Genomic DNA, 25,811 nt, shown 5'->3' with positions numbered 1-25,811 from the left:
AGGAAATAGGGATTATGTCGAAACTTAAAAACTACATTTCGGCTGCTGCCGCCGGCGTCATGAGCTTAGCGCTGGCCCTGCCTGCTGCTGCTGCTCCGACCAAGTTCGATTTCTGGTACGGCCTGTCGGGTGACCTGGACCGCGTCGTTCAGACGATGTGCAAGAATTTCAATGAGTCGCAGAAGGACTATGAAGTCTCCTGCGTCACCCAGGGCAGCTACGATGCTGCCCTGCAGAACACGATTGCGGCCTTCCGCGCCGGCAAGCAGCCGACGATCGTTCAGGTCTATGACGTCGGCACCGCGACCATGATGCTTTCGGGCGCCTATCACTCAGTCACCAAGCTGATGGCTGAGAACGGCTACAAGGTAGACTGGAACGACTATTTCCCCGGCATCGCGCGCTACTATGCGACGTCCAAGGGCGAGCTCCTGTCCTTCCCGTTCAACTCCTCGACCGCCCTGCTCTACTGGAACAAGGACGCCTTTGCCAAGATCGGCAAGACCGAAGCTCCGAAGACCTGGGAAGATGCCGCCGCCGACATGAAGGCGCTGAAGGGCGCCGGCTATGATTGCCCGATGGCCATCAACATCTCCGGCAACGAAAGCTGGCAGCTGATGGAGCAGTTCTCTGCCATCCACGACCAGCCGGTTGCTACGAAGAACAACGGTTACGACGGTCTCGACGCTCGCCTGACCGTCAACAAGACCAAGTTCGTCAAGTACGTTACCGACCTCAAGAGCTGGTACGACCAGGGTCTCATCAAGATCAAGTCCAAGGATCTTGGCCAGGATATGGTTCAGGCCTTTGCATCGGGCGATTGCCAGATGATCCTCACCTCGGTCGGCGACCACGGCACGGTTGCTAAGACCCAGAAGGCTGGCATGAACTGGGATGTGGCCGAACTTCCGGTCTACGCCGGCACCGAGCGCAAGAATTCGCTCGTCGGCGGTGCATCGCTTTGGGTTCTGGCTGGCAAGTCGGCTGACGAATACAAGGGTGCTGCCGCGTTCCTCAACTTCATCGGCAAGCCTGAGACGGCCCTCTTCTGGTCGACCAACACCGGCTACATCCCGGTCACCAAGGCTGGCTTCAACTTCATGAAGTCCTCCGGTTTCTATGACAAGGCACCCTACAAGGGCCGCGAAATAGCGATCGCCAGCTTGACCGCTTCCGAGCCGACCCCGATCACTCGCGGCGTACGCCTCGGCAACTTCACGCAGATCCGCGCTGAATTCGGCAACCAGATGCAGGCCATCTTCGCCAACAAGGTCAGCGTTCAGCAAGGCCTCGACAATCTGGTCAAGAATGGCGACGCCGTTCTCGATCGCTTCGAAGCCACCTACAAGGGCAAGCAGCTGCCGTAAGCAGCAGAGCTCATGACAGACAGCGTCCGCCGGGGATTCCCGGCGGACGTTCGCCATGAGAGCAAGAATGGCATCGGGATCCCAAGCCGGAAGAGACCATGGAAAAGCGTACAACTTTCAGCAAGTGGAGCGTTGGCATCCTGTTCGCAGTGCCTCAGCTTCTTCTCATCTTCACCTTTTTCTATTGGCCGGCGGGTCAGGCGATCTTCTGGTCGTTGACGCTGCAGCAACCCTGGGGCGGCGGCAACATCTGGGTCGGTCTCGATAACTTCAAATCGATTCTCGCCAGTGACGACTACTGGAACTCGGTCACGATCAGCATCATTTTTGCTGCCATCAGCACCAGCATCGCCATGGGCGTCGCTTTGGTACTTGCAGCCCTGACCGACCGACAGCTTCGGGGTTCGAAATTCTACAGCGTCGTGCTCGTCTGGCCCTATGGCATCGCAGCCCCGGCGTCGGCCATGGCCTTTCGCTTCATCCTGGCGCCGGAAGCCGGCCTTATATCCGTTGTCAACCAATGGTGGCCAGGGATATGGGACCCGGGCCTCAATGGAGCCGACGCAATGGCTTGCATCATCGCCGCCTACTCGTGGAAGTATATCGGCTACAGCTTCATCTTCTTCCTTGCCGCCTTCCAAGCCATTCCGCGCTCGCTAATCGAAGCGGCAGCGATGGACGGCTCCAGCGTGCTCCGGCGCTTCTGGGATGTTCAATTCCCGCTGATCACGCCGACGATCTTCTTTCTCTTGGTGATCAACATCACCGAAAGCTTCCAGGATTCCTACGGCATCGTCGATATCATGACATCAGGCGGCCCGCACAACTCGACCAATCTCATGGTCTATAAGATCGTTTTCGACGGCTTCAAAGGTCTCGATTACTCCGGTGCGGCGGCACAGAGCATCATTCTGATGCTGCTGATCATCGTGCTTACCATCTTCCAGTTCCGCTTCATCGAGCGGCGCGTTCACTATCGTTGAGGCTGACATGGTCGAGCGCACCCCAATTCTGAATTTCTTCACCCATGTGATCCTGTTCATCGGCTTCCTGGTGGCAGTGGCGCCGATAGCTATCGTCGCCATTGCCGCGTCCCATAATATGGCCGACGTCAATCGCGTACCAATGTCGCTGATCCCCGGCACCGATTTCTGGACCAACATGAAGACTGCCTGGACGACCGCTGATCTCGGCCCCAAGCTGCTGAACAGCCTGATCTTCGCCAGCGGCGTGGCGGCGGGCAAAGTGATCATTTCGGCGCTTACCGCCTTTTCGCTCGTCTATTTCCGCTATCCGGGCCGCCACTTCATCTTCTGGCTGATCTTCGTGACGCTGATGCTGCCGCTCGAAGTGCGTATCGTGCCGACCTATGCGGTCGCCGCCAACGTCCTGTCGCCCTACCAGGGGCTTCTCGACATCACCGGCATCACCTGGCTCATCGAGAAGGTTACAGGCATTCAGGTCTCGCTGAGCCTGGGGCTGCTTAACTCCTTCCCCGGCTTGATCCTGCCACTAGTTGCGACGGCAACCGGTACGTTCCTCTACCGTCAGTTCTTCCTGACGATACCGGACGAGCTGACCGAGGCCGCGCGCATGGACGGCGCCGGATCGCTGCGCTTCTTCGTCGACATCCTACTGCCGCTGTCGCGCACCAACATGGCAGCACTCGGCACCATCATGTTCCTGTGGGCCTGGAACCAGTATCTTTGGCCGTTGCTGGTCACCACCGATCCGTCGCACGCAACCGCAGTGACCGAACTCAAGTCGCTCATTCCGAACGTCGGCGGCGGGCTTCCCGAGTGGCATATCGCGATGGCCGGCACCTTGATTGTCATGCTGCCGCCGCTCCTCGTCGTCGTCCTGATGCAGCGCTGGTTCGTTCGTGGCCTGATCGCCACCGAGAAGTGATCGGATAGCCTGCCGCTCTTCCTTGGAAGATGTGGCAGGCAATTCGTTATCGACACCCTCTCTAGGGCGCAGTTTAGTCGTGACGGACGAAGACAGTCTTTTCAAAGCGGAGACCGGGCTGCGACCAGCTGATTAGGCTGGCGCGAAGGCAACATGCGTGCGTCCATCGGATATCGGCTATGCGCCGGAGTCGATACAAGCACCGCGGTGCCGATGGGATGCGCTGTGCTGAGCAAGGATGGTTCGACTTCCAAGGCCAGCAGCCTCTTTTCATCCAAGAAAAAAAGCCCGGAAATCGATCATGATTTCCGGGCGCTCTTCATGAAAATTGATGTCTGAAATTAGTGTGCCATCACCTTCAATGGCGTGACGGAAGCAACGGCGTCGAGCCGCAGGCCGGTATCCTGGGCGAAGAGATGCGTGTGCTGTTGCGGCAGTTCCAGACCAACGGCCTGACCGGTTTGACCGGTCGTGTGATCCGACACAGCGATGGCAAAGCTCGATCCGTTGATGTCGCAATGGATGACGCGGCCGGCGCCCAGCTCCTCGACGAAGTCGACCGTCGCCGGAATGGCGCCGGGCGTGCCTGCCGGCACGAGACGCGCCTGTTCCGGGCGGATGCCGAGGGCGACCGGCTGGCCGGCATGACGCTTGCCGATATTGGCGTCGACGCCAATCGGCAGGCCATCGAAGATGAACTGTTCGCCGTTCGCCGAGAACGTGCCTTCCAGGAAATTCATCGCCGGCGAGCCGATGAACGAACCGACGAAGCGGGTACGCGGCATGTTGTAGATTTCAAGGGGAGTGCCGACCTGTTCGACATTGCCCTTGTACATGACCACAAGCTTGTCGGCGAGCGTCATGGCCTCGACCTGATCGTGGGTCACAAAGACCGACGTGGCCGACAGGCGCTTGTGCAGGCGCCGGATCTCGACGCGCATCTGCACGCGCAGCTTGGCATCAAGGTTGGAGAGCGGCTCGTCGAACAGGAAAACCTTCGGTTCGCGGATGATGGCGCGGCCCATGGCGACGCGCTGGCGCTGGCCGCCGGAAAGCTCGGCCGGCTTGCGGGCGAGGAAATCCTCGAGGCCGACGATGCGGGCGGTTTCCTTGATGCGGCGGTCACGCTCCTCGCGCGGCACGCCGGCTACCTTCAGCGCGTAGCCCATATTGGCGGCGACATCCATATGCGGATAGAGCGCGTAGTTCTGAAAGACCATGGCGCAGCCACGCTCACGCGGCTCGAGCTGGTTGACGACCTTGCCATCGATGATGATCTCGCCCGACGAAATATCCTCAAGGCCGGCAATCATGCGCAGCAGGGTGGATTTGCCACAGCCGGAAGGGCCGAGAATGACGACAAACTCGCCCGAGCGGAAATTCAGGTCGACGCCATGAACGACTTGGTTGCGTCCATAGGCTTTACGAACTTGTTCGATCCGGATTTCCGCCATGTTGTTCTTTCCCACCTGTCCATTCTGGGCCGCCAATTGCTTGGACTGCTAGCGAACTTGCATTACAGAACAGTGACAGCAATCCTTATATCACAGGACGCAGCGAGATTTCCTCACGAGAGTTGCGGGGGAGATTCCATGGCGGAACGCGCGGTCGTGGGGCGGTCCCCATGATGCCACGCTATATTTGATGCCGACAGGCGACATAGCATATGAGAAGAGGTGGAATGGGCGGTCGATGGCATCATCGCAGCCAGTCACGCCAAGGCGACGTGTGCTCGAGGCGCACGTATCGCTGGGAAATGGAAAACAGGTGCTATTCAGCAGGATGGGGGGTCGGCCGCGCGCCGACTGACCTCTGTTTGCCGCCGTTCCCGAGAAGATAGCGGACCGTGCGGAAATAGAGGCTGTAGGGCAGCAGCTTCAAAAGCCTTGCCCGATAGACCAGGCCCCTCGGGAAGCTGATGTCGAAAGCCGATGATTTCAATCCGGCGGCGATCGCGTCAGCCGCCTCCTTGGCGGATAATATATCCGGCATGGCAAACTTGTTCTTCGCCGTCAGCGGCGTTTCGACATAGCCGGGGGTCACGAGCTGGATATGGATGCCCAGGCGATCGAGTTCGAAATTCAGACTCTCGGCCATGTTGATGAGGGCGGCCTTGGTGGCGCCATAGGCCGCGCCGCCGGGCAAGCCGCCATAACCCGCCACGGAGGAAACGATGGCGATCTGGCCATAGCCTCTGGCCCGCATGTGCCGAACCGCCGGCACGAGACAGTTGACGACGCCATGAAGATTGACGGCAAAGCTGCGGTCGAAAGCCTCGTGGTTCAAGTCCTCGCCCCGCGCCGGCAGGTAGATGCCGGCGTTGAGGACCGCCAAGGCAACAGCGCCGTGCTGATATTCGATCGCAGCGACGGTGTGCTCCATGTCTTCGGCCTCGGTCACGTCTCCGTCGAGCACGACGATGCTGCCGGGAAGCTCGCTCGCCTCCGCCTGCAATGCCAAAAGCTTGTCGTGGCTGCGGGCCGTTACGGCCACTTTATACCCTTCGCCCGCCAATTTCAGCGCCAGCGCTCGGCCCATGCCGGAACTGGCGCCGGTGATCCAGACGACTCCGTGTTCAGGACGCGCAATGAACGGGCTCATGGCTCTTCTCCTTGGCTGACGGCCGCCTACATCAAACACTCAACCGCGGCCGTCCGTAGCATTTTAGAAATAGCGTATCATTGTGGCCGCTTTCGGCCAGTCTGTCGTCCTCGATGCCGAAATCTATGTCACCAATCAGAGACAATCGAAGGACCGCGAACGCGTAGGCGAATGGTGCCGTCCAAGTTGAATTTTGCAGGTCGAACGAAGAGCGAGGAACAGAATTTCTTGCCTATGCCGCCTTGTGAAGGGAAAAGACCGTTCTTACAGTAGTTGTGAACAGAAGGCAGATTCCATGACCGTCCACCCCTCCGTCCTCGAAGCAATTGGCAATACGCCGCTGATCAAGCTCAAGGGCGCCTCCGGGGCGACGGGCTCGACCATTCTCGGCAAGGCCGAGTTCCTGAACCCCGGTCAGTCGGTCAAGGATCGCGCCGCGCTCTACATCATTCGCGATGCCGAGAAAAAGGGACTGCTGAGGCCCGGCGGCGTCATCGTCGAGGGCACGGCGGGCAACACGGGTATCGGCCTCACACTGGTCGCCAAGGCGCTCGGCTATCGCACAGTCATCGTCATTCCGGAAACCCAGAGCCAGGAAAAGAAGGATGCGCTGAAGCTGCTCGGCGCGGAGCTGGTCGAGGTTCCCGCGGTCCCCTACAAGAACCCGAACAATTATGTGAAGCTGTCCGGCCGGCTTGCCGAGCAATTGGCAAAGACAGAGCCGAACGGCGCGATATGGGCGAACCAGTTCGACAACGTCGCCAATCGGCAGGCGCATATCGAAACGACCGCCAAGGAAATCTGGGCCGACACGTCAGGCAAGGTCGATGGCTTCATCTGCTCGGTCGGCTCGGGCGGCACGCTGGCTGGCGTCGCCATGGGCCTGCATGCCTTCAACAAGGACATTAAGATCGGCATCGCCGACCCGGAAGGCGCTGCACTCTATGAGTTCTACAAGAACGGCGAGCTGAAGTCCTCCGGCTCCTCGATCACCGAGGGCATCGGTCAGGGCCGCGTGACGGCCAATCTGGAGGGCTTTACGCCAGACTTCGCCTACCAGGTCACCGATGCCGAAGCCCTGCCCTACCTCTTCGACCTCGTCGAATACGAAGGACTGTGCCTAGGCGGCTCGACTGCCATCAACATTGCCGGCGCTGTGCGTCTTGCCAGGGATCTAGGCCCTGGACATACGATCGTGACGATCCTGTGCGATTACGGCAATCGCTATCAGTCCAAGCTCTTCAATCCGGACTTCCTGAAGTCGAAGGGCCTGCCGCTGCCGGCCTATCTTGAAAAGCGGGCGGATATTTCCGTCCCATACGAAACAGTAGCGTGATCTCATGGCTGTGAATGCCCTCTACCGTGACGATTTCTATCTCTCGACCGCCGAAGCAGTCGTAACCGCGATCCACGAAGACGGGGGCATCGAGCTCGATCAGACCTGCTTCTACGCCACCTCCGGCGGCCAGCCGGGCGATACCGGTTTCTTCGAGCGCGCCGATGGCTCGAAGATCATGCTCGGCCAGACCAGGCACGGGCCGATCAAGGACATCATCATCCATGTGCCGCTCGAGGGCCAGGCGCAGCCCATCCTCGGCGAAAAGCTGGTGCTGCACATCGACTGGCCGCGTCGCTACAAGCTGATGCGCATGCACACCGCCTGTCACCTGCTCTCGGTCGTCTGCCCCTACCCCATCACGGGTGCCGCAGTCGGCGAGGATGAAAGCCGGGTCGATTTCGACATGAGCGAGACGATCGACAAGGATGAGGTGACCGCCAGGATGATGGCTCTGGTCAACGAGAACCATCCCGTTTTCCTCCAGTGGATCACCGACGAGGAGCTGGCCGCCAATCCGGGTATCGTCAAATCCAAGAACGTGCGCCCGCCGATCGGCCTCGGCCGCGTCAGCCTTGTCTGCATCGGCGAGGACTCCGCCGTTGACAGCCAGCCCTGCGGCGGCACACATGTGTCAGAGACGCAGGAGGTCGGAGCGATCCACATCGCCAAGATCGAGAAGAAGGGCAAGGAAAACCGCCGCTTCCGCATCCGTTTCGGCGCCCCTACCGACGAAAACTGACGCCGGCAAGCGTCGATATCCCGACACCGAGATCAAGAAACCATAGCAGGGAGAGATCATCATGGCAGCGGACAAAAGCCGTTTCGTCGTATCCGCCGACTGGCTGCAAAGCGAGCTAGGTGCCAAGGACCTGCGCATCCTCGACGCATCCTTCTATCTGCCGGCGCAGAAGCGCAATGCCGATGCCGAATATTCCAGCGGCCATATTCCGGGCGCCATCCGCTTCGATCAGGACAAGATAGCCGATCACTCGACCGACCTGCCGCATATGGTGCCCTCGCCCGAATTCTTTGCGGCAGAGGTCGGCAAGCTCGGCATCAGCGAGACCGATCGCATCGTCGTCTATGACGGCCCCGGCCTGTTTGCCTCGCCGCGCGTCTGGTGGCTGTTCCACATCGCCATGGGCGCGCCGAACGTCTTCGTGCTCGACGGAGGGCTCGACGGCTGGAAAGCCGAAGGACGGCGGCTGGAAACGGCACTCCCGGCATTCGAACCCGCAACCTTCAAGCCGAATTTCAACGGCAGCCGCGTCGTCGCGCTCGACGAGATGCGAGATATCGTCGACAGCCGTTCCCTGCAGATCGCCGATGCCCGCAGTGCCGGCCGCTTTGCTGCTGCGGAACCGGAACCGCGCGAAGGCATGCGCTCCGGCCACATGCCGGGCGCCAAGAGTCTGCCATCGGGCGTCTTCGCCACCAACGGCAAGTTCAAGTCGCTGCCCGAGCTGCGCGAGACCATCGAAAAGGCCGGCATCGATCTCGACAAGCCTGTCGTGACCACCTGCGGCTCCGGCATTACCGCCGCCATCATCACATTGGCGCTCGAATCGCTCGGCCATAGCGGCAACAAGCTCTACGACGGCTCATGGTCTGAGTGGGGCAGCCGCGCAGACACGCCGATCGCTACCGGTCAAGATTGAGCATGGCATCCGTGAAAACGCCTTCGTCGATCAAGGTCCACATTACCCGCCTGGAAATGACCGCGCCGCCCAAGACGAGCCTGGCGGTGCCGGTCAATATCCAGACGGCGATCATGCGCTCGCCGGCCATTCCGTTGCCCTTTTATCGCTATCTCTACCGCCAGGTCGGGGCTCGCTGGCATTGGGTCGACCGGCTGCGTATGTCTGACGAGGAGCTGACGGCGATCCTTCACGATCAGCGCAACGATATCAGCGTGCTTTACGTCAACGGCGCCCCGGCCGGATTCTTCGAATATTTCCGCCAGGACGAGGAAACCATCGAGCTCAGCCATTTCGGCCTCATAGAGCATGCGCTCGGCCTCGGCATCGGCAAATGGTTCCTGCTCCAGTCGCTCTACGCCATATGGACGCTGAACCCGCAACGGATCATAACGACCACCAACGATCTCGATCATCCGCGAGCGCTCCAGCTCTATCAGATGTTCGGCTTTTCGCCGATTTCCACCGGCCAAGGCATTGTCAGGCCATTGAGCGATAAGGAACTGCTGGAGTTCGCCAAGAACAACTAGCGGCAGGAATCGGGTGGCTTCCCGCGGTGGCTCAAGGCATCACATGGTAAACCTCAGAAGGAGATTTCCATGTCCACCATCGCCTTTTCCGCAATGCCGACATCCGACGCCGAAATGCTCTGGAACGGAGGTACCGACGCCTATGGTCACCAGCCGGAGACCATGATCTCCGACGGCCCCGGCCATCCCTGCCGCCATTGCCTGCGCAATATCGATGCCGGCGAGGAGCTTTTCGTCTTCGCCTATCGGCCCTTCCCCGAATTGCAACCTTATGCGGAGACCGGTCCGATCTTCCTGCACAAGACGCCCTGCAAACGCTACGAGGCGGAAGAGGTCCTGCCGCCGGTGCTGGCAACCAGCCGGGATTTCATCGTGCGCGGCTATGGGACGAACAATCGCATCGTCTACGGCACCGGCGCTGTGACGCCGATCGGCGAGATTCCTGCCTATGCCGCCTCGCTGCTCGAGCGCGCGGACATCGCTTATGTCCATGTCCGCTCGGCGCGCAACAATTGCTATCAGTGCCGAATAGACCGCGTATAACCCAGCGGTTATACCCTATTCAAAAAATGCTACTGCCTCCTTTGCGCGCCAAAAGGGCGCGCGGCGCAGTAGAAAGAAGCGCCGGCATATGCTGATGTCGGCGCCTCCATCTGACGTGAGCGCGATGGGATTTACGCCACGTTCAGGATGCTTTCGGGCGCGGCGGCTTCATAGCCTAGCGCTTCGGCCACCGGTTTGTTGGTGATGCGGCCCTTGTGCACGTTGAGGCCATTGCGGAGGTGCTTGTCTTCTGCGATGGCGCGCAGACCGCGATCAGCCAATGCGAGGCCGTGATAGATGGTGGCGTTGTTCAAGGCATGTGCCGATGTGACCGGAACCGCGCCCGGCATATTGGCGACACAGTAATGCACGACGCCTTCGACCACGTAGGTCGGATCCGAATGAGTCGTCGCATGCGAGGTTTCGAAGCAGCCGCCCTGATCGATGGCGACATCGACGATGACGGAGCCACTCTTCATGCCCGACAGCATCTCACGCGTGACGAGCTTCGGCGCGGCCGCACCGGGGATCAAGACGGCGCCGATCACGAGACGGCGGTGAAGACCTCCTCTTCCAGCGCCTGAATGCTGGAATAGCGGGTATGGACGCGGCCGTTGAAGATATCGTCCAGCTGGCGCAGACGGGGCAGCGAGCGGTCGAGGATGCTGACATCGGCGCCGAGGCCGGCCGCCATCTTGGCGGCATGCAGGCCGACCACACCGCCGCCGATGATGGCGACCTTGGCCGGCAGCACGCCCGGCACACCGCCGAGCAGGATGCCGAGGCCGCCATTGGCCTTCTGCAACGCCGTCGCGCCCGCCTGGATCGAGAGACGGCCGGCGACCTCGGACATCGGCGCCAGCAACGGCAGGCCGCCGCGCTCATCGGTGACTGTCTCATAGGCGATAGCGGTCACGCCGGAGGCGAGCAGGCCCTTGGTCTGTTCCGGATCCGGCGCGAGATGCAGATAGGTGTAAAGAAGCTGTCCTTCGCGAAGCTGCGCCCATTCGGAGGGCTGCGGCTCCTTGACCTTTACGATCATGTCGCACTTCTCGAAAATATCCTTGGCGCTTGCAGCGATCTTGGCGCCGGCGGCGGCATAGGCATGATCGTCGGCGCCGATGCCGGCACCTGCCTTCGTCTCGACCCAGACCTCGTGGCCGTGGGCGACATATTCACGAACGGATGCCGGCGTCAGGCCAACGCGATATTCGTGGTTCTTGATTTCCTTCGGGCAACCAACGCGCATTTCATTCCTCCTCGAATGCTTTTGCGTATGCAATTTCTCCAAGCGAAATCAGACCACCTCCGCCCCGCAATGTCCTTGCAAAGACCATTTGCGCTACCATCATTTTTCGTGATTTATTGCGTGGACAAGAGTTTTTTCGAAGGATCATCGAATGTCCGACCTCGACGCCATAGATCATTCGATTCTGCGGATGCTGCAGCAGAACGCGCGGATCACTAATGCGGAACTCGCCGAAAAGGTCGGCCTCTCGCCGTCGGCCTGCTCGCGCCGGCTCGATATTCTGGAAAAGAACGGCGTCATCGACGGCTATCACGCGCACCTGTCGCACAAGGCGCTGAACTACAAGATGATCGCCATCGTGCACATCTCGCTATCCGGCCAGTTCGCCAAGACGCTTTCGGAATTCGAAACGGCGGTGAAACGCTGTCCGAACGTACTCGCCTGCTACCTCATGTCGGGTGAATATGATTACATATTGCGCGTCGCCGCGCGAGACCTCGAGGACTATGAGCGCATCCATCGCGACTGGCTCTCCGCGCTGCCGCATGTCGTGAAGATCAATTCCAGCTTTGCCCTGCGCGAAATCATCGACCGGCCGAATGTCGGTCTCTGATCCCAGTCAGCGCAGGTCCAGCAGCAATGCGCGGTGATCGGAAACTTCGGGCTCGGCCACGGGATCGAAACTGATCACCTCGATATCCGGCGTTACCAGCATGTAGTCGGCGAAGCGGGGCTGCTTGCGGTAATGCGACGTGCGCGTGTCGTCATGTCCCCGCGAGGTGACGAGATCGACAAGCCCGAGGCTGCCGAGGATTTCAAAGGTGATGCTATCAGGCAGCACGTTGAAATCGCCACAGACGACCAATCGCTCATCACCCTGCCGGACTTGGCGGATAATATCGACCAGCGCATCCGCCTGATGGCGACGCGCTGGCGTATCGCCCTTGCCTTCGATGTCTCGCAGGCCATGCATCTGGGCGATGGTAATCGGGTAGTCGTGCTCGTAGTCGAAAAGGCGAATGCAATGCGCGTTGCGCGACCGCGGATGCGGTCCCCACCCATCTGCCGAGAATTCGCCATGGATGAAACCCACGGCCTGGCCGATGATCGGATAGCTCCTGCGCACAAAGGTCGCCAGTCCGAATTCGGACCGGAGCCGTCGATCGCCATCGAAGAGATCGCCGCGCGCAACGGGAGAGAAGAAGGCATCATGAGCCGGCAAAGCGGCCTTCAGCTCCTCGAAAAGATTGGCCCGCTGCAGAAGCTCGACGCCGTGATCGCGATAAACAAGCCATTCGGAATCGGCATCGAGTGTCCGAACCACTTCCTGCAGGCAAAGCACATCTGCATCGACATCGACGAGGTACGGCATCAGCGGCTCATGCAGCCGGCCGCCCCATGCATTCAAGGAAACGATGCGCAATATCCTGCTCCCCTCACTATCCGCATGTAAATCGTCGGGCAGAACCTGCCAAGCCTCCCGGAAACCTCCAGGACCATCATCTGAATCTGGTGCCGATTCGGGACGCTCGCCTACAATTTTAGCGGTCAGCCTAAGAATCTTTCAATGCTTGCATGCTATCCAAAAACTGAAAAAGATGTGCGAACCGGGATAACATCATGCAGCCCTCTTCGAAATCTCTCGTTCAAGGCAACCTGAAGATCAAGTCGCGAGGTTCGCCGCGCCATTATGCCCGGCTGACGGGTCAGGTCCGATATTTCACCAAGCTTGTCGCGGGCCGCGTGGTCAATATTTCCACCAGCGGTATCGCTCTCGATCTGCAGTCGCCGCTCTATGCGGCCGCAGGCAGCAAGGTTCGCGTCGAATGCGATGATATCGGCTTGCTTGATGGTTTCGTGCGCTGGGCTCATAATGGCCGCATTGGCATCGAGTTCGATCGCTCGTCCAACGCGTCGGCAAAGGTCGCTTCCTATTTCCGCTTTTTCCACAAGGACATAAAGCCGGTTCTGAAACGCTGACCGCATGCGGGCGCTCTCTGAATCGCGGCCACAATAAGCCTGTCACATTCCTGGTGCACACCTTCGAAAATCGTCCTAATCTCCCTCGCCCGAGAGATGATCGCGGGACCATAGCCCCATCGTAGAAGGAGTGTTCCATGTCTTCCATTCTGGATTTGCCCAGTATGTCGCGCCGTTCCCTGCTGCAAGGCCTCAGCGCCACTGCGGCGCTGATCGTGTTGCATCCCTTTGCGACTCGCGCGGCCGGCAATCAGGCGCATCTGCGTCTCATGGAAACGACGGATATTCACGTCAACGTCTTCCCTTACGACTACTATGCCGACAAGCCGAACGACACGATGGGCCTGACGCGCACCGCGACGATCATCGACAACATCCGCGCGGAAGCCACCAATTCGCTGCTGATCGACAATGGCGACGTGCTGCAGGGCAACCCGATGGGCGACTACATGGCCTATCAGCATGGCATGAAGGATGGCGACGTCCATCCGGTCATCAAGGCGATGAACACACTGGGCTACGAAGTCGGCACGCTCGGCAACCACGAATTCAACTACGGCCTCGACTTCATGTTCAAGGTGCTGGCCGGCGCGAACTTCCCCTTCGTCTGCGCCAACCTCACCAAGGGCCAGCTCGCTTCCGACCCCACGAAGGACGACCTGTTCTTCAAGCCGTACCGGATTATTGAAAAGAAGATCAAGGACGGCGCCGGCAATGAAAGCCCGGTCAAGATCGGCTTCATCGGCTTCGTGCCGCCGCAGATCATGCTTTGGGACATCAAGAACCTCGAGGGTAAGGCGCAGACACGCGATATCGTCGAAGCCGCCAAGGCCTGGGTGCCTGTTATGAAGGCTGAAGGCGCCGACATCGTCATCGCTCTCTCGCATTCCGGCATCGACGGCAGCGGCCCATCCGACAAGATGGAAAACGCTTCACTCTACGTCGCCGCCGTTCCCGGCATCGACGCTGTCTTCACCGGCCACCAGCATCTCGTCTTCCCAGGCCCGAAGACCTGGGACGGCATCAAGGACGCCGATCCGGTCAAGGGCACACTGCATGGCAAGCCCGCCGTGATGGCCGGCTTCTGGGGCTCGCATCTCGGCCTGATCGACCTGCTACTCGAAAAGGACGGCAAGAGCTGGAAGATCGTCGATTTCACTTCCGAAGCCCGGCCGATCTACCATCGCGACGACAAGAAGAAGGTCATCGCCGATGTCGCCGACAAGAAGGAAGTGGTGGAAGCCGCCAAGGCAGAGCATGAAGCGACGCTGACCTACGTCCGCACGCCGGTCGGCAAGACCTCGGCGCCACTCTACTCCTATTTTGCGCTCGTCGCTGATGATCCGTCGGTGCAGATCGTCAGCCAGGCGCAGGTCTGGTACATCAAGGAGATGCTGAAGGAGACGCAGTATAAGGACCTGCCGGTGCTCTCGGCCGCAGCGCCCTTCAAATGCGGCGGCCGCAACGGCGCCGACTATTATACCGACGTCCCCGCCGGCAATGTCGCCATCAAGAACGTCGCCGACCTCTATCTCTATCCCAACACCGTGCAGGCTGTCGTCATCAACGGCGCGCAGGTCAAGAACTGGCTGGAAATGTCGGCTGCCATGTTCAACCAGGTCCAGCCCGGTGCCAAGGATGCCGATCTGATCAACAACGCCTTCCCGTCCTACAATTTCGACGTGATCGACGGCGTGACCTATCAGATCGACGTGTCGCAGCCGCGCCGCTTCGGCGATGACGGCAAGCTTCTGAATGCCGATGCAAACCGCATCCAGAACCTGCAGTTCAATGGCAAGCCGATCGACGCTGCCCAGAAGTTCCTCGTGGTCAGCAACAACTACCGCGCCGGCGGCGGCGGCAATTTCCCGGAAATCGCTTCCGACAAGGTCGTCTACCAGGCACCGGACACCAACCGCGACGTCATCGTTCGCTATGTCCATGATCAGGGCACGATCAATCCGACCGCCGACGGCAACTGGACCTTCAAGCCGCTGCCGGGCACGACTGCGGTATTCCAAAGCTCGCCAAAGGCCAAGGACTTCCTGGATCAGGTCAAGAGCGTGAAAGTCGAAGATGCCGGCGAAGGCGCCGACGGCTTCCGCAACTACCGGCTGGTGCTGTAATCCTTCAATGATAACCCTCTCCCCCGCATGGGGAGAGGGTTATTCATTCAGCGGCCAGTTGCCTGTCTTCCGGATGAAACATTTCGATGGCCGCGTTGAAATCTGCCTGCTTCGGGCAGCGCGAAAGGCGCGACCGGAAGGCTTCGATCATCCACGCAGCAGCGGGACCGGGAGGGTTATCGAGCTTGCGGACCGCATAGATCGGATTTTCTCTCTGATCGTAGGCATCAAGGGCCAGGGGTACCAACCGCCCCTTCTGCAAATCCTCCATGATCAACGAGGCCGGCAGTCCACCCCAGCCAAGGCCACCTCGGATCAACTGATGCTTGGTGGCGATATCGCTGACGTGCCAGATCTTGTAGGACAGGACATTGAAATCCTTGCCTTTCGTGAGATTTGAGGCATCGGTGACCACCAGCTGCACTTCCTCGCGCACATCGGCAAGCGACAGCGGCCGCCCCAACCGGGCGAGCGGATGCGTGGGTGCCGCGACGGGCATCATAAAGGAATAGCCTATACGCTCGATGGCCAATGCATCATCCTGCTTCAGCACGCCGCCGATGCCGATCGTCGACTTGCCGCTGGTAACGAGTTCCAGCATCGTGCCGAGTTCGCCGGTGTCGAGCCGCAGCGAGACGAGCGGAAAACGATCACGGAATTCAGCGAGAACGTCGACGGTGGCATTCGTCGGCACCATGACGCTGATGGCGACGGCCACCTCCGCCTCAAGGCCGGTCTTCAGACCTTTCACCCTGGCGCGCATCACCTGAAGGTCTGTCACAATGCGCCGCGCATCCTCCAGCATCACCCTGCCTGCGTCCGTCAGCTTCGGCTGGCGCGAGCCGGAGCGCTCGAACAGCGGCATTTCCAGCTGCGCTTCCAGATTGGCGATCGTGTAGCTGATGACCGATTGCGCGCGATTGAGCGCACGGGACGCTGCGGAAAAACTACCTGATTCCGCAACGGTCAGAAAAACCTGCAATTGGTCGAGTGTGGGATTGGGAAGCATTGGCCATCCATTCTATCGATAAGTCCAATCCATATTATCACAGTTTTTTTCGATGGCACTGAGGACTTATGTCTTTGGCTGAACGTGATCGGTTTTCCCGCCCGATTTTCGCAACCCATTGAAAAGGAACATGGACATGTCCTCTATTCTGCTTCTAACCTCCAGCCCGCGCTCTGACTCGCTCTCCACCAAGATCGCCACCGAGCTTGCCGAGAAGATCAAGGCGAACAACCCGGGCAAGACGATCGTCCACCGCGACCTCGCTGCTGACGCACTGCCGCATATCGACGAACCCTTCACTGCCGCCATCCGCACGCCGGTCGACGCCCGCACGCCCGAACAGAACGAACTCGTGAAGGTTTCCGACGCACTCGTCGACGAACTGCTCGCCGCCGACACCGTGGTCATCGGCACCGGCCTCATCAACTTCAACATCTATTCGTCGCTGAAGAGCTGGATCGATAACATCGCGCGTGCCGGCCGCACCTTCACCTACACGGAAACCGGCCCGAAGGGCCTGGCTACCGGCAAGAAGGCCTATATCGTGCTGGCATCCGGCGGCGTCTATTCCGAAGGCCCGGCTGCTCCGTTGAACCACGCCGTTCCCTACCTGAAGTCGGTTCTCGGCTTCATCGGCATTACCGAAGTCGAGACCGTCTATGTCGAAGGCATTGCCTTCGGTCCGGAAGCAGTCGAAAAGGCAATCGGTGCCGCTCAGGCCCGCGCAGCCGAACTGGCGCTCGCCGCCTAATCGACGGCGCTACGCAAGCATTGAAGGCGGTCGGCGTTTGCCGGCCGCCTTTCTATTTTGCCCCGCCGTTCGGCAGATCCTTCACGAACTGCTTTACGGTCTCCAGAATTTCGCTGGAAAGCGCTTCGTCATTCGCCAGCCGCGAAAGGCCCAGCGCGCCGGTCATGAGGCAGGATGCAACGATCGCCTTCTGCCGTGCCTCGAGAGTTTCCGGCTCAGGCATGCGCGCCGTCATGGCTTCGAAATTCTTCCGCAGCCCTTCCGTCGCGATCGTGCGGACGGCATCGCCGCTGCGGGCCATATCTGCCGTCAGGGCGGCATAGGCGCAGCCCTCGCCGCAATGATCCCGGTGACGTTCGCTGAGATAAGTATCGACGTAGACATCAAGCGCTATGCGCTCTGGATCGATTCCCCTTTCCTCCTGCTGCCGCCGCCAGGATTCGACGGCGGATTGCACCGCCTCCGCCACCAGCTCGTCGCGGGAGGCAAAGTGCTTGTAGAAGCCGCCGACGGTCAGCCCAGCTTCCTTCATCAGATCGGCGACACCGATCCCATTCAACCCCTCCTCCCGCAGTCGTCTGGCGGCAAGGGTGACGATGCGTTCATGCGTCTTCTGCTTTTCCAATTGTGAACGGCCCATCGAGAATCCTTTCAAGTCAGCCTTGACAAAATGGATTATGATCGTAATCCTTATGGAGAACGATCATAATCCAGATCGTGAGAAAAGCCAACAGGAGCAACGAACATGCGTCTCAAGAACAAGGTCGCCGTCGTCACCGGTGGAAACAGCGGCATCGGCCTCGCTACGGCCCGCCTCTTCCTCGCCGAGGGTGCGAAGGTCGTCATCACCGGCCGCAATCCGCAGACCCTTGCCGCAGCCGCCGAGGAGCTTGGCGGGAATGTGCTGGCCTTGCAGGCCGACACCACAGACATCCCGGCGATGGAGAAGGCCTTCGCCGAGGCAGCAGAGAAGCTTGGCAAGTTCGATATCGTCTTCGCCAATGCCGGAATTGGCGGCGAAACAGCGCTCGGCAAGACCACGCTCGAGCAGTTCGAATCCATCGTGCGCATCAATTTCACCGGCGTATTCTTCACGGTCCAGGCAGCGCTGCCGCATCTTAACGACGGTGGTTCGGTGATCCTGAACGGCTCCGTGCATGCCGTCCTCGGCATTCCCGGCTATTCGGCCTATGCAGGCACGAAGGGCGCCGTTCGCGCCATGACCCGCAACCTGGCATCGGAACTCGCCCCGCGCGGCATCCGTGTCAACCAGGTCACGCCGGGCGCCACCAAGACGCCGATCTGGAATTCGCGGGCAGCAACGCCGGAAGCCATGGACGCGCTGGAGGCCCGTTTCGGCGGCCTGAGCCCGCTCGGCCGCATGAGCGAAGCAGAGGAGATCGCCAAGGCCGCTCTCTATTTCGCCTCCGACGATTCCACCAACGTCACGGCGATCGAAATCACGGTCGATGGCGGCGCGGTGAACGCCCCCTCGGGCGCCAAGATTTTCCGCGCGGCCTGAGCCAAAGAACTTAGCCTGCCGCCTGTCTCAGTACGGGCCGGCGTCGCGAAATCATGAAGAAGGCCGCCAGAAGCGTAAAGCATGAGGCGGCCTTTGCTTTTCAGCAATGCGATAGCGCATTTCCGAATTCCGATTGCCGCGAGACATACGTTTTGCCATGCTTCGGCTTTGGATGAAGGCAGAGCCTCGCCTTCAATATCTCTTCGGAGAAAGATAGATCGCCGCAGACCCCAATGTCTGAGATCAGACCTGGCGGATCTTTTCGCCGTCGCCGAACAGCGATGTGCCGTTTTGGTCTATGATCTGCTGCGCCTTGCGGAAGGTCGATTCCACGGCATCGTCCGACGAGGTGAAAACGTCGGCGCGGATGAAGTTGCGCACCAGGATCTCGCCGTTCACATCCTTCTCGATCCGGCCCATGAGCCGGAACTGATTGCCCTCGCGCTGCGGCGTGGCATAGATCGTGCACCCGGCATGCACCTGGGGCTCGGCGCTGACAGTGGAGACGGCGGACTTTTCAGTGCCCGCCTGCGACGTGCCGCCGGTGAAGATCGAAAGGATATTTGAAAAGAACGAAGCCATGGATCGCCTTTAGCATGAAGGTTGCAGGGTCGCAAAGTCAAATGATCAGGTTTGCCAGGATGTCGTTTTCGGTGATGTCTTCGTACCCCATGCCGGAACTTTCGAAATTCGCGATAAGCTGTTTGAAATTATCCGGATTCTTCGTCTCGATGCCGATCAGGATAGAGCCGAAATTGCGGGCGCTCTTCTTCAGATATTCGAAGCGGGCGATATCATCTTCCGGCCCGAGCATGTTGAGGAAATCCCTCAATGCGCCGGGGCGCTGCGCCAGACGCAGGATGAAGTATTTCTTCAGCCCGGCATAGCGCATGGCGCGCTCCTTGACGTCGGGCAGGCGCTCGAAATCGAAATTGCCGCCGGAGACGACGGCGATGATGGTCTTGCCGCGAATGCTGTCGCGATCCAGCGTCTCCAGCGCGGTAATTGCCAATGCGCCGGCGGGCTCCAGCACGACACCCTCGACATTCAGCATATCGGTGATGGTCACGCAGATGGCGTTTTCGTCGATGAGCTTGACCTGCTCGGCGGCAAACTCTTTCAACGCAGCGAAGTTCAGATCGCCGATCCGACCGACCGCGGCACCATCGACGAAATTGTCGACCTTCGGCAGCGTCACCACCTGCCCCGCCTCGATGCTGCGCCTGAGGCTCGGCGCGCCGGCCGGTTCGGCGAAGACAAAAGCCTCGCGGGCGAGCCGATCGGCAAAATAGCTGGTGATGCCGGCCGCCAGACCGCCGCCGCCGACGGGCAGAAGAATGCGGTCGGCAACAACGCCATCAGGCAGTTGCTCGGCGATCTCGGCTGCGACGGTCGCCTGTCCCTCGATGATATCGACATGATCGAAGGGCGGCACCATGACGCCATCGATCTTTTCGACATGGTCACGCGCGGCCTGATAGCACTGGTCGAAGAAATCGCCGAAGAGCTTGATGGTGATGAATTCGCCGCCGAAGATGCGGGTCTTGTCGATCTTCTGCTGCGGCGTCGTCACAGGCATGTAGACCACGCCCGGCACGCCGAAATGCCGGCAGACGAAGGCAAAACCCTGGGCATGGTTGCCGGCGGATGCGCAGACGAAGGTCTTTTCCGTTCCGCCTTCGGCAATCACCTTGCGGAAGAAATTGAAGGCGCCGCGGATCTTGTAGGAGCGCACCGGCGTCAAATCCTCGCGTTTCAGCCAAATGTCCGCGCCGTAGCGAGCCGAAAGATGCTCGTTCAGCTGCAGCGGCGTTACGGGGAAGAGACCACGCATTGCCTCGGTGGCTTCGAGAACAGTCTGTTTGTCCACGGCTTATCGTCCTTCTTCAATCCACCTTCGCTATGCCACAGGAAACATGAGGCAAGAAAGCCTGTTTATCGCGGTTTCAGACCTGCCGGAACGATATTGCAGAGACATCGGCCGCATCGCAGATATATGTCTTCTGCTGTCATATCCCCCAAAATCTGTGAATTGACAGCGCGGACTTGCCTGTCTCCAATACGGGACAGCCATCATGATGATGGTTAGAGGCCCGCCCTAGTACCGACATTCGGCTCCGGCGGGCTTCGCCTGTGAATCACAGCGCAGAATTAACCTAATAATTGCGTTTCCAATTGAAGAATCGCGCAACGGATGCTTATCCCGGTATCATCCAAGGGAGACCATCCTCATGCGCCTTATCCGCTCCGCTTCAGTCGTCTTCACCCTCGCCGTTCTGGCCTCCTGTACATCGCAGGAGGAAAACTTCAAGAAGATCGTTCCGATCATCAAGGAAAGCCCGAGCGCCCGTGCACAAGTCATCGCCAAATGCATGTCGCAGCATCTCCCGCCGGAAACGCTGGATCAAATCGCGTTTTATGTGAAATCGCAAAGAAGCGAAGCAAAGCGGCTCTTTTGCGAGCGGCTGACGAGCGGCCTTGCCTCTGGAAAAATAAGCTATGTCGATTTCAAAGCCATATTCCAGCAGAAAAAAGTGACCCCGGCATTCATCGCCGTTCTCAAAGGGCGTTGAGCTGGTCGCAGCGGATGCTTTCTATGCCGCGGCGGGCCAATGCAAGCTGGCCCGCTTTTGCGAAAACATTTCCTTGACTGAATCGCTCAAGTGCTTGAAGGGGAAAGACACGCGGACGTGGCGAAACTGGTAGACGCAAGGGACTTAAAATCCATTGTAAGCTCCAGATTTCCAGAATTTTCCCTGCAAAACTTTCAAATATTTTCGATAGAAACCTATGGAACAAAGCGAGATTTGCAAAACATTTCTCGCGCCTTTTGCAAGGAGACGGAAGGATGAGCGAGTTTTGCGCTTTTGAAGCGATCCTGATCGTTACGCTCAGAGCCGCCATCGAAATTGGGATGCGGTTCTCTTATGCTGGGGAGCTGCATTATGATCCCCGAGACTTCAGCTATTGGGGAGCTTGACTCCCGGATCTGCCAGAACATAATCAGAACGTCAGGGCGGCTTTCAGGGGAAACCTACGGAGGCCAAGAGAATGAAATTCCGCCAAATCCCGAACTGGACGCCGGGATATCTCAATGTCTGCCCGCGCCACGTCGATATCCGAGTAAGGTGCGAGGCTTGCGGCAGAGAGAAAGATTTCGACCGGGATGCTATACCGGGCCGATTCCACCATTCCCTGATCACAGAGATCGAGGAGCGGCTTAAATGCGAGTGCGGAGAGAAAAAGGCCAAGTTGCTTTTCGGGAGTTTGAGCGCCAATTGAGCGCGCCGCCTATAGATGATACCGCATAGGCAGACCTGTACGGGGATTTGATTAATGCGCAGTCATAGATATGCATGGGGGGATTTGTTGCTCCATTGCGGAGCGTAGCGCCTAGGATGGGCGCTTGTCGATTATCCCTTTATCAGCGGGGGGCTGATCATCTGGGGATAACTCGGGCGATTCGATGGGCTTGCCATGATCGCAGGTGATGAACCGGTAACGGTCAACATCGGGTAGGCGGATAAGGCCCGAGCCGTGGCATCGTCGGCAGTCTGAATCGATCCTCATTTTTCCCACCGTAGGGCGCCGGCTAGATGTTGGATCATTTCGATAATCCATTGGGCCGAGACTTCGCCGCGGTAGGTTTGGCCTTCCCACAGTTCATAGATTGGGGAATTGCCGTTCATCGTGACCTTGATGCGGATCTCTGGGCCGATGGTCCCTTTTAGCGGCGAAGCCATGTGAGGTAATCCGCGCCCTTCTCGATATCGACAAAGGCCGTCATGCGGCCGGTGGATGTCTTCGAATTTGGATCGAAGATCACGAGAACCGATTGGCCCTCTTCCTGCTCATATTTTCCGATGCGCCGGGCATAGTCGTCTAGGTGTTTGTAGCCACGTACGCGGATCATCAGTGGAGAATTGCCCTGCTCGGCCTGTTCCCATTGGCTGATGGCCCAATTGTGCTTGTGACCGCAGACAGCGACGTCAATGTTATCCCCGAACTTGGCGGCCTTTACGGCGCCGTGGATAGGGTTCCACATCGAATTGCCGGCGAAGTCATGGGCAGCGTTGATGCGGAATTCTGCCCCGTCTGGGAACTGCAGGATGAACCGTGCCTCCCAATCCAGCATCGGGACGTGCTGTGTGCCGTATCGCTTGTTCATCTCTTCATGAAGCGGCATAGAGCCGCCCATGTGCTGATGGTTGCCGTGAAGCCAGACTATCCAGGGTATCCCGCTTTTGAGCAGGAACCATTCCACCAGCCTGCGGGCGGTATGGACCGACGTGTCCTGGTCGGCATATTTCTTGATGAGCCGGCCGCCCCAATCATTCGCGACGTCGCCAATATTTACCGCGAACATTCCCTCGGTGTTCTTGGCGATTTCGGCATGCCGGCGAAGGATGGGCCAAGCACATCCATTATCATCGACGTGAGGATCGCCCACGAAGAGGACACCGATAGGCTTCTGCTCCTTGACGGCGATGGGGAACCATTTCCTGGAATCCTGAGCTTTTTTAGCACGCTCGAAATTCTTGGACATCCGATCGATGATTTCTTCAATCGGCTCTTCTTCATCGCCCTCGGTAATGAATGTCGGCATCTCGACAGACTTCTGCATTTTCGCCTGCAGTTGGCGGCGCTCGGCTTCTTTCACCCGGCGCTGTATCCAGTGCCAACCTTTGCCCGATGCTTCGGCAGCTTCTTTCGTGGTGGCATATTGATTTCTAAGCTTTACAGCTTCAATACATTCTTCATCAGTCATTAAAGGTGTCGGCATTGCTTCGCCTCAATCCTGGGAATTTCGAGGGCGGCGAGCCGCGGGAATGCTTTGGAAGAGGCTGTCGATCCGGCCGCCTAACCCCTCGATCGCTCGAAGGATTTGGTCTGTGGTCTCGCGATGGCCGGCCTTGCTGATATAATGTTCGGCCATATGAATCTTGGTGTCCGCCAGTTCTTTTCTAACGGCATCCGTTTCGTCGGCGGCTTCTTTCTCAACAGCCCTGATCTTGGCATCCAGCTTCCACCAGATGCCGAAACAGACCCCGACCACCAAGGATATGGCCCCCACGAGCCAAGACAAAGTTTCCCACGTGACCGGGCCGTTCATGCACAGCGCCCCTCAAATTTATACATTATTTCGCCCTAAGAAACGGAAAGCCACGCCCATAGGATCAAACCCGTGAACGTGGCTGCAGAGATAAAAAAGCCGAGAATAAGGAGGCGTTCGATCAACATCCATTCCATGACAGGACCGGCGTTCCAGCGGCGGCCGAGACGTAGAGGTCTTTGGCGCGTACCGAATTCACCGTCATCTTCTGACCGGGCTTGATAACGCCATACTGGCCAGCGCTGGGTGACGCGACGGCCGAGACGTGGATATCGTTGGTAGCATCGGTGTTGATCAGCTCGAAGCCCTTGATCACATCGTCCGTAGTCAACCCGAGGGTGGAAAGCTGGACGAAAGATGTGGAAAGCGTGGCGCTTCCGAAATGCGCCGTCTCCCATTCCGCGACAGAGGCCTGAATGCCTTGCTGATATGTGCCGCTCAGCGTGATCGTCGTGCTGGAGACGGTCTGAGACGTCGAGACGGTATAGGTGCCCGTGCCGCCCGTTCCCGTGCCAAAACCGGTGATCGTCGTGCCAGCCGTGACGCCTGTTCCTGAAAGAACCTGCCCGAGGGCGACGACGCCATTCCCGACCGCAGTCACGGTCAAAACCGTCGTGGCGATGGAACCCGTGACCGACGCTGCGTTCCAAAGCATGGTGAGAGAAGGTGCGTTCAGACCTGTTCCAGCGGTCGGCAGGATGACTGTCGATTTCGTATTAGCCATGGATATTTTCCCTTAAAGGAGAGAGGAAACTTTGGAAGGATCGGAGCCGAGAAGCCAGAACATGGCTTGGTCTTGGGCGTCGGAGGTGTACTGGTTACCGAGGAACACAGAGGCGTGCTGCCAGCCGTCGAAGGTGCCGAGACCACCGATCTGATCGCCTACCTGCCCGAACCCCGAAACGCTGTTGGCGACCGCCGTAGAGGACGCCTGATAATATGTGGAGTGAGATCCGAGGAACTTGTTGAACCCGTCAACTGCTCCGACGAAGGCAATCTTGACTTCCACCGTGGCCTTGTTCCGCCAAGGGATGTTGGCTGGATCATTGTCCGATTTCGAGAAGTCGTAATTCGGATGCGGTGTGTGTTTCAGAACCATCATCAGCGTGACGTTGCCAAGATCGTTTGCGGTATTCGTCGAGCCGGGGAACGTGTATCCGTCCGTCGTTTGCCGATAGCCGAGGAACTTCTTGTCGGTGTAGAACGGCGGATGAGACGAAGGAGCGACTATGTTGTCATGCGCCGGGACGCTGACGAGCGGGAGAGCGCCAGTTCCGAAGAACGAGCTGAACCCGTAATAGGCGGGAGAGCCGGCCGTGGCGCTGTTTGGCACGCCGATCATTAGATTGGAATAGTCGGTGTTAGCCCCACTGACATCCGCGGTATTGGCGTTCATTTCGCCGTGGTCTTTATTCAGCGACCACGAGACAAGTCTACCGGCTGATGTCCCGAGCGTTCCCTGACACACCGAGAATATCCCAGGCAGGAAGGAGGCCGTCATCTGGGCCGTGGACATTGTGAACACCGAATAGACGGTGAAGGTGCGCTTATCCCACGGGAAATTATTGCTCCCCACGAAATCCGGGAAATTGGTCGTGCTGCCGTTGGTGGTTTCCCGAAGACCGGCTATCCCGTTTGGAGACGAACTGACAACCCAGCTCGTGCCCGGTACCGGATCGTTGAAGAGCAGATTGCTCTTGCCATTGACACCGGAGACCGTTTCGCTCGCCCATGTCGTGAAATTGAAGGCTTCCCCATTGGCTCCGAGCTTCGGAGCGGCGACCACGCTGTTTGCCAGAAGGATGGCCGTGAACTTGTTGTAGATCTGGGCTTCGAGTGCATTCCGATCTGCGTCCGTCATGGCCGCGCCGATGTAGACAGCCATCAGCATGCAATCCGCGCCGTTGGTGCTGTTCGTCGTCCATGCTCCGTTTGCTCCAGAAAACAGACGGATATCCGTAGCAGACGTCAGATTGGCCGGTGAATGCGAGGCATTATTGACTGTGGAGGCAGGACTGCGGTTGACGTAGATGGTCGACCCAGCACCGGGACCGCCGGTCAACGCAGCATTCTGAC

The 25,811-nt window shown here is 59.0% G+C and carries 28 protein-coding genes and 1 pseudogene; 16 read left to right on the top strand and 13 right to left on the bottom strand.

From position 1 onward, the window contains the following. Positions 1-14 precede the first annotated feature (14 nt). The 4 genes from JTP94_RS20925 to JTP94_RS20910 all read left to right on the top strand — a co-directional run bounded on the left by JTP94_RS20925 (position 15) and on the right by JTP94_RS20910 (position 3,614). Positions 15-1,367, top strand: coding sequence for an extracellular solute-binding protein (locus tag JTP94_RS20925; RefSeq protein ID WP_204852412.1), 1,353 nt, complete (start codon positions 15-17; stop codon positions 1,365-1,367). Between the two features lie 98 nt (positions 1,368-1,465). Further along, positions 1,466-2,350, top strand: coding sequence for an ABC transporter permease subunit (locus tag JTP94_RS20920; protein ID WP_204852411.1), 885 nt, complete (start codon positions 1,466-1,468; stop codon positions 2,348-2,350). A gap of 7 nt (positions 2,351-2,357) precedes the next feature. Next, positions 2,358-3,275 (top strand): ABC transporter permease subunit, encoded by a 918-nt coding sequence (locus tag JTP94_RS20915; protein ID WP_204852410.1) that lies wholly within the window; start codon positions 2,358-2,360, stop codon positions 3,273-3,275. A 153-nt stretch (positions 3,276-3,428) separates the two neighbouring features. Next, complete coding sequence (locus JTP94_RS20910; RefSeq protein WP_204852409.1) at positions 3,429-3,614, top strand: hypothetical protein; 186 nt, start codon at positions 3,429-3,431, stop codon at positions 3,612-3,614. 2 nt (positions 3,615-3,616) lie between these two features. On the opposite strand, the gene JTP94_RS20905 is transcribed toward JTP94_RS20910, so the two are convergent. Both JTP94_RS20905 and JTP94_RS20900 read right to left on the bottom strand, forming a co-directional pair. After that, positions 3,617-4,729 carry a sn-glycerol-3-phosphate import ATP-binding protein UgpC gene (locus JTP94_RS20905; RefSeq protein ID WP_204852408.1) on the bottom strand — a complete coding sequence of 371 codons (1,113 nt, stop codon included), beginning with the start codon at positions 4,727-4,729 and terminating at the stop codon, positions 3,617-3,619. A gap of 316 nt (positions 4,730-5,045) precedes the next feature. Next, positions 5,046-5,876 carry an SDR family NAD(P)-dependent oxidoreductase gene (locus tag JTP94_RS20900; protein ID WP_204852407.1) on the bottom strand — a complete coding sequence of 277 codons (831 nt, stop codon included), beginning with the start codon at positions 5,874-5,876 and terminating at the stop codon, positions 5,046-5,048. Between the two features lie 295 nt (positions 5,877-6,171). Between JTP94_RS20900 and JTP94_RS20895 the strand changes: the two genes are divergently transcribed. The 5 genes from JTP94_RS20895 (at position 6,172) to JTP94_RS20875 (ending at position 9,985) form a co-directional block, all read left to right on the top strand. Next, on the top strand, positions 6,172-7,212 hold the full coding sequence (locus JTP94_RS20895; protein WP_204852406.1) for a cysteine synthase A: 1,041 nt from the start codon (positions 6,172-6,174) through the stop codon (positions 7,210-7,212). A gap of 4 nt (positions 7,213-7,216) precedes the next feature. Continuing rightward, positions 7,217-7,954: an alanyl-tRNA editing protein gene (locus tag JTP94_RS20890; RefSeq protein ID WP_204852405.1), complete on the top strand. Its 738-nt coding sequence runs from the start codon at positions 7,217-7,219 to the stop codon at positions 7,952-7,954. A gap of 61 nt (positions 7,955-8,015) precedes the next feature. Then, a complete protein-coding gene (gene sseA, locus JTP94_RS20885) occupies positions 8,016-8,873 on the top strand; it encodes a 3-mercaptopyruvate sulfurtransferase (protein ID WP_204852404.1) in 858 nt (285 codons plus the stop codon). Between the two features lie 2 nt (positions 8,874-8,875). Continuing rightward, entirely contained in the window at positions 8,876-9,442 is a 567-nt protein-coding gene (locus JTP94_RS20880) for a GNAT family N-acetyltransferase (protein WP_204852403.1), read from the top strand. A 69-nt stretch (positions 9,443-9,511) separates the two neighbouring features. After that, positions 9,512-9,985 carry a DUF1203 domain-containing protein gene (locus tag JTP94_RS20875; RefSeq protein ID WP_204852402.1) on the top strand — a complete coding sequence of 158 codons (474 nt, stop codon included), beginning with the start codon at positions 9,512-9,514 and terminating at the stop codon, positions 9,983-9,985. A 131-nt stretch (positions 9,986-10,116) separates the two neighbouring features. Here JTP94_RS20875 and ald read toward each other — a convergent pair. Then, positions 10,117-11,234 (bottom strand): annotated as a pseudogene (gene ald / locus JTP94_RS20870) (alanine dehydrogenase). A gap of 151 nt (positions 11,235-11,385) precedes the next feature. Between ald and JTP94_RS20865 the strand changes: the two are divergent. After that, complete coding sequence (locus JTP94_RS20865) at positions 11,386-11,847, top strand: Lrp/AsnC family transcriptional regulator (protein WP_204852401.1); 462 nt, start codon at positions 11,386-11,388, stop codon at positions 11,845-11,847. A 6-nt stretch (positions 11,848-11,853) separates the two neighbouring features. Here JTP94_RS20865 and JTP94_RS20860 read toward each other — a convergent pair whose 3' ends face one another. Further along, complete coding sequence (locus tag JTP94_RS20860; RefSeq protein WP_204852400.1) at positions 11,854-12,657, bottom strand: endonuclease/exonuclease/phosphatase family protein; 804 nt, start codon at positions 12,655-12,657, stop codon at positions 11,854-11,856. A 197-nt stretch (positions 12,658-12,854) separates the two neighbouring features. On the opposite strand from JTP94_RS20860, the gene JTP94_RS20855 reads away from it, so the two are divergent. Together JTP94_RS20855 and JTP94_RS20850 are read left to right on the top strand one after the other, a co-directional pair. Continuing rightward, a complete protein-coding gene (locus tag JTP94_RS20855) occupies positions 12,855-13,214 on the top strand; it encodes a PilZ domain-containing protein (protein ID WP_204852399.1) in 360 nt (119 codons plus the stop codon). A gap of 137 nt (positions 13,215-13,351) precedes the next feature. Beyond that, a complete protein-coding gene (locus JTP94_RS20850) occupies positions 13,352-15,340 on the top strand; it encodes a bifunctional 2',3'-cyclic-nucleotide 2'-phosphodiesterase/3'-nucleotidase (protein WP_204852398.1) in 1,989 nt (662 codons plus the stop codon). A gap of 43 nt (positions 15,341-15,383) precedes the next feature. On the opposite strand, the gene JTP94_RS20845 is transcribed toward JTP94_RS20850, so the two are convergent. Beyond that, the gene (locus JTP94_RS20845) at positions 15,384-16,349 is read right to left on the bottom strand and encodes a LysR family transcriptional regulator (protein WP_204852397.1); all 966 of its coding nucleotides are present in this window, start codon (positions 16,347-16,349) and stop codon (positions 15,384-15,386) included. A gap of 136 nt (positions 16,350-16,485) precedes the next feature. On the opposite strand from JTP94_RS20845, the gene JTP94_RS20840 reads away from it, so the two are divergent. After that, positions 16,486-17,100 (top strand): FMN-dependent NADH-azoreductase, encoded by a 615-nt coding sequence (locus tag JTP94_RS20840; protein ID WP_204852396.1) that lies wholly within the window; start codon positions 16,486-16,488, stop codon positions 17,098-17,100. Positions 17,101-17,152: 52 nt separating this feature from the next. Here JTP94_RS20840 and JTP94_RS20835 read toward each other — a convergent pair whose 3' ends face one another. Further along, complete coding sequence (locus tag JTP94_RS20835; protein ID WP_204852395.1) at positions 17,153-17,740, bottom strand: TetR/AcrR family transcriptional regulator; 588 nt, start codon at positions 17,738-17,740, stop codon at positions 17,153-17,155. 105 nt (positions 17,741-17,845) lie between these two features. Between JTP94_RS20835 and JTP94_RS20830 the strand changes: the two genes are divergently transcribed. Beyond that, positions 17,846-18,622, top strand: a complete 777-nt coding sequence (locus JTP94_RS20830) for an SDR family NAD(P)-dependent oxidoreductase (RefSeq protein WP_204852394.1) — start codon at positions 17,846-17,848, stop codon at positions 18,620-18,622. Positions 18,623-18,865: 243 nt separating this feature from the next. On the opposite strand, the gene JTP94_RS20825 is transcribed toward JTP94_RS20830, so the two are convergent. Next, entirely contained in the window at positions 18,866-19,204 is a 339-nt protein-coding gene (locus JTP94_RS20825; protein ID WP_204852393.1) for an HlyU family transcriptional regulator, read from the bottom strand. A gap of 37 nt (positions 19,205-19,241) precedes the next feature. Continuing rightward, positions 19,242-20,492, bottom strand: coding sequence for a threonine ammonia-lyase (gene ilvA, locus JTP94_RS20820; protein WP_204852392.1), 1,251 nt, complete (start codon positions 20,490-20,492; stop codon positions 19,242-19,244). A gap of 361 nt (positions 20,493-20,853) precedes the next feature. Here ilvA and JTP94_RS20815 point away from each other — a divergent pair, with 361 nt between their 5' ends. Then, entirely contained in the window at positions 20,854-21,195 is a 342-nt protein-coding gene (locus JTP94_RS20815) for a hypothetical protein (protein WP_204852391.1), read from the top strand. A 275-nt stretch (positions 21,196-21,470) separates the two neighbouring features. Next, positions 21,471-21,602, top strand: coding sequence for a hypothetical protein (locus JTP94_RS35820; protein WP_281434817.1), 132 nt, complete (start codon positions 21,471-21,473; stop codon positions 21,600-21,602). 586 nt (positions 21,603-22,188) lie between these two features. On the opposite strand, the gene JTP94_RS20810 is transcribed toward JTP94_RS35820, so the two are convergent. The 5 genes from JTP94_RS20810 to JTP94_RS20790 form a co-directional block, all read right to left on the bottom strand. Beyond that, positions 22,189-22,365 (bottom strand): hypothetical protein, encoded by a 177-nt coding sequence (locus tag JTP94_RS20810; protein WP_204852390.1) that lies wholly within the window; start codon positions 22,363-22,365, stop codon positions 22,189-22,191. Beyond that, positions 22,350-23,390, bottom strand: a complete 1,041-nt coding sequence (locus JTP94_RS20805) for a metallophosphoesterase (protein WP_204852389.1) — start codon at positions 23,388-23,390, stop codon at positions 22,350-22,352. Before JTP94_RS20805 ends, JTP94_RS20810 begins: the two co-directional genes overlap by 16 nt. A gap of 24 nt (positions 23,391-23,414) precedes the next feature. Beyond that, positions 23,415-23,735 carry a hypothetical protein gene (locus JTP94_RS20800; protein ID WP_246755155.1) on the bottom strand — a complete coding sequence of 107 codons (321 nt, stop codon included), beginning with the start codon at positions 23,733-23,735 and terminating at the stop codon, positions 23,415-23,417. 121 nt (positions 23,736-23,856) lie between these two features. After that, complete coding sequence (locus tag JTP94_RS20795) at positions 23,857-24,459, bottom strand: hypothetical protein (protein WP_204852388.1); 603 nt, start codon at positions 24,457-24,459, stop codon at positions 23,857-23,859. A 12-nt stretch (positions 24,460-24,471) separates the two neighbouring features. Further along, positions 24,472-25,811 (bottom strand): hypothetical protein (locus JTP94_RS20790; protein ID WP_204852387.1); only part of this gene is annotated, 1,340 nt, incomplete at its 5' end.

Origin of the sequence: Martinezella lusitana (assembly GCF_016901135.1) — a bacterium.
In the GTDB taxonomy this organism is placed as follows: domain Bacteria; phylum Pseudomonadota; class Alphaproteobacteria; order Rhizobiales; family Rhizobiaceae; genus Rhizobium; species Rhizobium lusitanum_D.
Note: the sequence above shows the minus strand (reverse complement) of the source record. Positions and strands in the feature narration are given on the sequence as shown.